General features: G+C 55.0%; 8 protein-coding genes. All 8 read left to right on the top strand.

What is annotated here, in order from left to right:
• Window positions 1-1,271 (top strand): cell division protein FtsA (ftsA, locus tag SMC5_RS02780; protein WP_119119503.1); only part of this gene is annotated, 1,271 nt, incomplete at its 5' end.
• A 28-nt stretch (window positions 1,272-1,299) separates the two neighbouring features.
• Window positions 1,300-2,409 (top strand): cell division protein FtsZ, encoded by a 1,110-nt coding sequence (ftsZ, locus tag SMC5_RS02785; protein WP_119119504.1) that lies wholly within the window; start codon window positions 1,300-1,302, stop codon window positions 2,407-2,409.
• Window positions 2,410-2,417: 8 nt separating this feature from the next.
• A complete protein-coding gene (locus SMC5_RS02790) occupies window positions 2,418-3,122 on the top strand; it encodes a YggS family pyridoxal phosphate-dependent enzyme (RefSeq protein ID WP_119119505.1) in 705 nt (234 codons plus the stop codon).
• A 372-nt stretch (window positions 3,123-3,494) separates the two neighbouring features.
• Window positions 3,495-4,481, top strand: coding sequence for an ABC transporter permease (locus SMC5_RS02795; protein WP_119119506.1), 987 nt, complete (start codon window positions 3,495-3,497; stop codon window positions 4,479-4,481).
• A 9-nt stretch (window positions 4,482-4,490) separates the two neighbouring features.
• Complete coding sequence (locus SMC5_RS02800) at window positions 4,491-5,393, top strand: ABC transporter permease (RefSeq protein ID WP_119119507.1); 903 nt, start codon at window positions 4,491-4,493, stop codon at window positions 5,391-5,393.
• Between the two features lie 8 nt (window positions 5,394-5,401).
• The gene (locus SMC5_RS02805; RefSeq protein ID WP_119119508.1) at window positions 5,402-6,388 is read left to right on the top strand and encodes an ABC transporter ATP-binding protein; all 987 of its coding nucleotides are present in this window, start codon (window positions 5,402-5,404) and stop codon (window positions 6,386-6,388) included.
• Window positions 6,389-6,407: 19 nt separating this feature from the next.
• Entirely contained in the window at window positions 6,408-7,382 is a 975-nt protein-coding gene (locus SMC5_RS02810; RefSeq protein WP_119119509.1) for an ABC transporter ATP-binding protein, read from the top strand.
• 83 nt (window positions 7,383-7,465) lie between these two features.
• Window positions 7,466-7,656: DUF167 domain-containing protein (locus SMC5_RS02815; RefSeq protein ID WP_133299150.1), on the top strand; the 191-nt coding region annotated here is incomplete at its 3' end.

The raw sequence follows: 7,656 nt of genomic DNA on the forward strand, positions 1-7,656 counted from the left end.
GCAATCATCCGGCGCGTTCTCTTGAAGAAGGAGGCATGATGGCTGGCCAGGAAAGAATCGTCAGCGTACTCGATATTGGAAGTACCCGTGTCAAGATGTTGATAGCTTCGGCGACAGGAGACAGCCTCGACTCTATCCTTGGGGTCGGTACGGCTCCGTGCAGTAGTCTGAAGCGTGGAGTGGTCGTCGACATGGAAGGTGTAACGCAGGCTATCCAGACGGCACGCAACGAGGCAGAACGGATGAGCAGTTACTCCGTCTCGTCGGTGATCGTGAACGTCGGCGGTACTCATATCACTGGATTGGTGAACCGCGGTCTTGTGGCAATATCCCGGCCGGGGCGCGAGATACAGAAGGACGACGTGGATCGCGTGTGGGAGTCTGCCAGGGCTGTCCTGCTGGGACCGAATCAGGAGATCATTCATGTGATCCCGCGCCAATACCTCGTAGATGGTCAGGAAGGCATCAAGGACCCGCTGAGAATGTCGGGCATCCGTCTTGAGTTCGAGGCGTTCATCGTCACCGGACAGTCGACGATTCTGGACAATCTTCGTCGCTGTGTGACAGAGTCCGGTCTCAAGGTAGACAAGCTTGTGCTCGAAGGTCTGGCTTCAGCTGATGCTGTCCTTTCAGCAGAAGAGAAAGAAATTGGAGTCGCTTGTGTCGATATCGGAGGAGACACGACAGACCTGGCTGTCTTCACAGGAGGCAGTCTCAGTTATGTTGCTGTTCTGCCCATTGGTGGCCGCCATGTGACGATGGATCTTGCTATGATGTTGAAGACGAGCCTGAATGTTGCTGAAGAGCTCAAGGTGGCGTACGGTTCGGTGGATGCGAGCAGGGGAAAGGACTTCCAGGACAGCCAGGTGAGTTATTCGACAGCATCGGGTGATGGTGTTCTTGCAACAACCAAGTCATATATCAGCGATGTCGTGACGTCTCGCATTGAAGAAATAGCTGAAGCCGTGAAGTTGGAACTGGTGCACTCCAGCTACAATAACATGCTTCCGGCCGGCCTCGTCTTGACGGGAGGGACGGCTATGGTGTCTCACATTACGGACAAGTTTTCTGAGATCAGTGGGCTTCGAGCCCGAGTGGGACAGCCGACAGTCGACGACGTTGTTTTCAGCTCGTTCAAGAATCCCAGCTTCTCGACTTCGGTTGGGTTGCTCGAGCTCGGCATTCACAGTGATGGTGCCGCAGTTCAAAGGAAGAAGCGCGCATTCAAAGGCCTGAGTGGTTTGTTCAAGGGTCTTGACCTGTTCGACTAAGACAAACTGACGGGGAGGGAAATCCACAATGGATGATCGACTGGATCCCTGGGGAAGCTCGAACGTAAGCATTAGAGTCATTGGCGTGGGCGGTGGGGGTGGCAATGCCATCAATCGGATGGTGGGGGATTTTCCTTCCGGCGTCGATTTTGTGACTGTCAACACCGACACACAGGTTCTGCGATATAGTCGGGCAGAAAGTAAGATTCAGATTGGAGCAAAGGTTGCTCGAGGGATGGGTGCAGGCGCTGACCCTGAGGTCGGGAGAAAAGCAGCAGAAGAGAGCAGAGAGATGCTCAAAGAAGCAATTACCGGTTCCTCTCTCCTGTTCATAACTGCCGGCATGGGCGGAGGCACAGGTACGGGCGGTTCGCCCGTCCTGGCGAAAGTGGCTCGTGAACTGGGTATCCTCACCATCGCAATTGTTACCAAACCATTCAACTTTGAGGGCCCTCAGCGATCCAAGGTCGCATCGGATGGCATCAAGGAGCTTCGTGACAGCGTTGACGGATTGGTCGTCATCCCAAACCAGCGACTGTTCAAGCTGGAGGAAGGGAAGATTACCATCAACAATGCATTCCGCAAAGCGGACGAGGTCCTGAAAAAGGCGGTCCAGGGCATTACTGAGCTCATCCGGACACCCGGCATCATCAACCTCGATTTTGCCGATCTCAAAAACGTCCTGACATCGACTCCTTCTGGAGAGCTTCCCAGCGGAGCGGACGGCAGCATCTGGATAGGTATGGGAACCGGCAAGGGCGACGAACGTGCGGAAAAGGCCATCAGAGCCGCCACCAACTACGAGCTTCTCGAGTACTCGATGCAGGGCGCCACCGGACTTATCTATAACGTTATTGGCCACGAGATTTCTATGGAAGAGATGGATATCATCTCGACGGCTATCCAGTCGAGTGCATCAAAGGATGCCAAGATCATCTTCGGTCTAGCCGATCCTTTCGACGAAGTCCTGGGTGAGTCTGGCGAGCCTAACGATGAGATTCGTATCACAGTAGTGGCATCCGGGATGCAGCCTCAGAAGGCTGAAGCGGAGCAGGAGAAGAAGATTCTCAAGGAATTCAAGGTCGAGGAAGTTGAGCTCCCCGCCATACTGCGCAAGGGACCGCCTCGCGGCTTCTAGCGCCGGATGTGGGTTCGATAGCTGAGCGTCTTGCGGAAGTTCGTGAGCGTGCTTGTTTGTCGTATCGCCGGGCGGTTGGTCAGCCCGGCGAACTGCATATTGTCTGTGTGACGAAGACACAGCCTCTTCCCCGAATACTAGAAGCCATTGATGCAGGGGTGACCGAAATCGGTGAGAATTACCTGCAGGAAGCCATTCGCAAGGATGTCTTCGCTCTGCGTGAGAGTCGTGAGGTGACTGTCCGGTACATTGGCCGACTCCAGTCGAACAAGTACAACACCATCCTCCGAGTGTTCGACGCGGTCGATTCGGCAGGCCCAGAATTCCTCGAACGTCTGCATGGGACGCAGGATCGCGGGGCACAGAGGGCGCGTACGTTCCTGCTGGAGGTGAATGCTGGTGAAGAATCGCAGAAGGGTGGACTGACTATGCCCCAGATTCGTGAGTTTGCCGCCGCGGATGCTCCCTGGCTACATGAGGTCTCCGGACTGATGGCAGTAGTCCCTCTACAAGCAACCATGCAGATGCGTGCAGCAATATACCAATCCGTCAGCATACTATTCCACGAGCTCGCCAGCGACTTGGGTTCGTCACATGTCACGTTGCTGTCCATGGGAACGTCCGACGACTTTGAACTGGCGATCGAGCACGGCTCTAATATGATACGTGTTGGTACGGGAATTTTTGGACCCCGTTCGCCGTCTCAGGTGTAACCAAGTGCTCGTGAGCACAGTTCCTGGAGTTGGATTTGCAGCGGCCTCATTCTGCACCGCGTTGTCCCTGGAGCCGATGTCTGCGAGTCGCACGTTCAATTGACACTCTCAACTGACCGTGGTATAACGTCAAGGTAGATGAATAGCTAGTTGGCTCGGCGGACAGTAACGTTGGGCGATTGTCCTGCTTCGATTTCTCTGTACAACAACTGGAACATTCAGTAGAGGTATTCGGTATTAGTGGAAATAGGTACGATGACCAGGTTTGTTGACACCGCAACTATGGAGTCTAAGAATCCGTAGATTCGATTCATCCGCTCCCACGCCTTCACAGAGAGGCGCGGGAGACTGCCGAAAGGAGTCTTTGCCAACATGAGAGATTACATAGTCCGGCGTGTTCTGGGCATGATCCCGCTGATCCTGATCGTGATGATCGTGTCGTTTGGCATCTTCTCCCTTGTGCCAAACCCATTCGCGGCTCTGATCGAGAACCCGCGAATCAAGAAGGCAGACATCCAGCGCCTCATCAAAGCCTGGGGGTTTGACCTTCCGTGGTACCTGAGGTTCTTCAAGTGGTTCAGTGGCGTTATTCGTGGGGACTGGGGCCCCTCTCTCCTGTATCCTGGCTCTACAGCTCGCGACGTCATCTCCAGGGCGTTGCCTGTGACCGTGCGGCTCATGGGGATCGAATTCCTGGTGTCTATTGCCATTGCTCTTCCAATTGGCATCATTTCTGCTGTGAAGCAGTACTCCGTGACCGATTATGTCGTCACGGTCATCAGCTTTCTGGGCATGTCCATGCCGACGTTCTGGTTTGGACTCCTCATGATGATGCTCTTCAGCGTCGTCCTGAAACGACCCAACGGAATGCCGCTGCTGCCTGCGGGTGGGATCATCACGCCGGGACTGGAGGAAGCTCCGTTCTGGGCGAAACTTGGAGACCGGGCGCAGTATCTTGTGATGCCCGTCATCGTTCTGGCCTTCTTCTCGCTGGGTGGTTATGCGCGCTACATGCGGTCCTCCATGCTCGAGGTCATTCGCCAGGACTATATCCGTACGGCCCGTGCCAAGGGTGTTCCTGAGCGTTCCGTCATCTATAAGCATGCGCTGCGCAACGCAATGATCCCGATTGTGACGTTGATAGCATTGTCGATACCTGGCATTGTCGGAGGCGCAGCCATTACGGAGACGATTTTCAGCATTCCAGGGATGGGAAGCCTTTTCATTGCAGCAAACATCAAGGCCGACTATCCTACGGCCATGATTTCCCTCATGCTGACCAGCTTCCTTGTCATTGTCTTCAACCTGGTAGCAGATATCGTGTACGCCTGGGTTGACCCGCGTATCAAGTATAGTTAGGAGGACATCATGGCGGAAAAAGCTATCGAAGCTAAGAAGAAGGGCCAGAAGAAGTCCTCTGAGGACTACACATACGCTGGTATGGTGTTTCACCGTCTGACCCGTCACAAGTTGGCCATGGTCGGTGCATTCATGCTGATTTTTATCCTGCTGTTCGTGTTCGTTGGTCCCCTTATTTGGCGCGCCGATCCAAATACTCAGATCGAGGGTTTGGGTGGGCTCTTCAATCCTGCTTCCCGTGCACACCCTTTGGGTACCGACGACTATGGTCGTGACGTGCTTGCCCGTATGTTCTTCGGAGGGCGCATCTCGCTGTTCATTGGCTTCATTTCTGCGATCAGCTCGACACTTGCTGGAGCCTTTGTTGGGCTTGTTGCGGGTTACTACGGCGGCTGGGCGGACAACATCCTCATGCGGTTCACAGATGCCATGCTGTCCATCCCGACGTTCCCGCTGCTGATAGCTCTGGCGAGCGTCTTTGGCAAGGGCGTGTGGCAGATTATCCTGGTCATCGTTGTGTTCGGCTGGATGGTCGACGCCCGTCTCGTCCGGGGTCTGGTCCTTTCCCTCAAGGAGCAGGAGTACGTGGAGGCGGCCCGCGCGATCGGTGCCAGTGCCAACCGTATCATGTGGAGACATCTGTTCCCGAACACGCTGGCAGTCCTCATCGTTTCGACGACCATCGGTATCGGTGGAAACATCATCTACGAGGCATCCATCAGCTTCCTCGGATTTGGTGTTCAGGCCCCCTTCGCCAGTTGGGGAAACATGCTGCAGAACGCCCAGCAGTTCATCTGGAATTCGCCCCGACTGATCATCTACCCCGGTCTGGCTATCTTCATGACTGTTCTTGGATTCAACTTCTTCGGAGATGGACTTCGCGACGCCATCGATCCGAAACTGAAACTGTAGGAGGTTCCGTGGACAATCGAGAAGTACTTGTTGATATCAAGAATCTGCGTACGTTTTTCTACACAGAGGATGGTGTTGTTCCGGCCGTGGATGGCATTGATCTGACTATTCACCGGGGAGAGGTTGTAGGCCTGGTGGGCGAGTCTGGTTGCGGAAAATCCGTTACAGCCCTCTCGATCATGCGCCTTATTCCCAACCCTCCTGGCAAGATCATCGGAGGCGAGATCTTCTTCCATGGAAAAGACCTTCTCAAGAAGAATGAAGAAGAGATGCGCATGATACGCGGTGACAAAATCTCCATGATCTTCCAGGAACCCATGACATCGCTCAACCCCGTCTACACGATTGGGAATCAGATCAGTGAAGCCATTACCCTGCATCAGAAGATTGATGGCGTTGAGGCGAAGAAGCGTACCGTCGAGATGCTTCACCTGGTCGGCATCCCCGAGCCCGAACGGCGCTTCAGCCAGTACCCGCATGAAATGAGCGGTGGCATGCGCCAGAGGGTCATGATAGCCATGGCACTGTCCTCGAATCCTGAGCTCCTGATCTCTGATGAAGCCACGACGGCGCTTGATGTCACCATCCAGGCACAGATTCTTGACCTGATGCGCGGACTTCAGAAGAAGCTCGGTATGGCTATCCTCATCATTACGCACAACCTCGCCGTCGTCGCCGAAATGGCAGAGGCCATCGCCATCGCCTATGCCGGCAAGATTGTCGAGAACGCTACTGCCAAAGAGATTTTCAAGTCTCCGCGCCATCCATACACGTACGGTCTGCTGCAGTCCATTCCGAAATTCACGGAGAAGAAGACCAACGAACCATTGCCCGCCATCGAGGGCATGGTCCCCTCCCCATACCATATGCCCAAAGGTTGCCGTTTCAACCCGCGCTGCCCATTCGTCACGGAGAAGTGCAGAGAGGAAGAGCCGGAGATTCTCGAGCTTACCCCCGGTCACTTGGTACGCTGCTTCCATCCTATCGAGTCATAGGCAGAGAGGAGAAATGACCATGGCAACAAGACTCGTAGAAGTCCAGAAACTAAGGAAGTGGTTCCCTATCAAAGGAGGAATCTTCTCTACGACCGTCGCCTCAGTCAAGGCTGTGGACGAGGTGAACTTCTTCATCAGTCAGGGCGAGACTCTGAGCTTGGTGGGAGAATCCGGATCGGGCAAGACGACCACGGGGCGCACTATGTTAAAGCTGTTGCAGCCCACCGGCGGGAAGATTATTTATAAGGGGAAGGACATCACCAACCTTACTCCGAACCAGATGCGGCCCCTCCGTCGGAACATGCAGATCATGTTCCAGGACCCGTATGGTTCACTCAACCCACGAATGCCTGTTGGCGATATCATTCAAGAGCCTCTGGATGTGCATAGCATCGGCACCCGCAAGGAGCGCAGACAGGCCGTCGCCACCATGATGGAGACTGTGGGCCTGCGCCCTGAATACGAAAAGCGCTATCCTCATGAATTCTCCGGTGGTCAGCGCCAGCGTATTGGCGTTGCCCGCGCACTTATTATCAACCCGGAACTGCTAGTCCTGGACGAGCCCATCTCAGCCTTGGATGTGTCGATTCAGTCGCAGATCATCAACTTGCTCCAGGAGCTGCAACAGCGGCTGGACCTGACGTATCTCTTCATTGCTCACGACCTCGCTGTTGTACGCCACATGTCTGACCGCGTTGCGGTCATGTACCTTGGTAAGATCGTCGAGACTGCTGAGAACGATGAGCTGTTTGACCACCCGCTTCACCCGTATACGCAGGCTCTTCTCTCGGCAGTGCCGGTGCCTGATCCTGAGGTGAAACGCGAACGCATCATACTCCAGGGCGACGTGCCGTCACCGGTGAACCCTCCGTCCGGCTGCCACTTCCGCACGCGGTGTCCCTATGCGATGCCCATCTGCAAAGAGCAGGAGCCTCTTGTCATTGAGGTTGCACCGGGGCACACAGCGGCTTGTCACCTGCTGACGAAGAAGTAAGGGCGACGGACGTGCAGACGTACTGGGCCGCCTGTCCCTGGTTGCTGGGATAGACGGCCCAGCTGCGTTGAAAAGGAGACATTATGCAAATCAGTGTACGCGTAATTCCAGGCAGCAGCAGATCGGATGTGGAACCAGGAGATCCCTGGCGCGTCCATGTACATGCCAGGCCTGCAGAGGGCAAGGCAAATGAGGAACTCCTGCAGATCCTCAGTCGACACTTTGGCGTAGCTCGCTCTGCGGTTCGCATCCTACGTGGACACGCTTCGAGGAG

This window comes from Candidatus Cryosericum odellii (assembly GCF_003570935.1).
GTDB classification, from domain to species: domain Bacteria; phylum Caldisericota; class Caldisericia; order Cryosericales; family Cryosericaceae; genus Cryosericum; species Cryosericum odellii.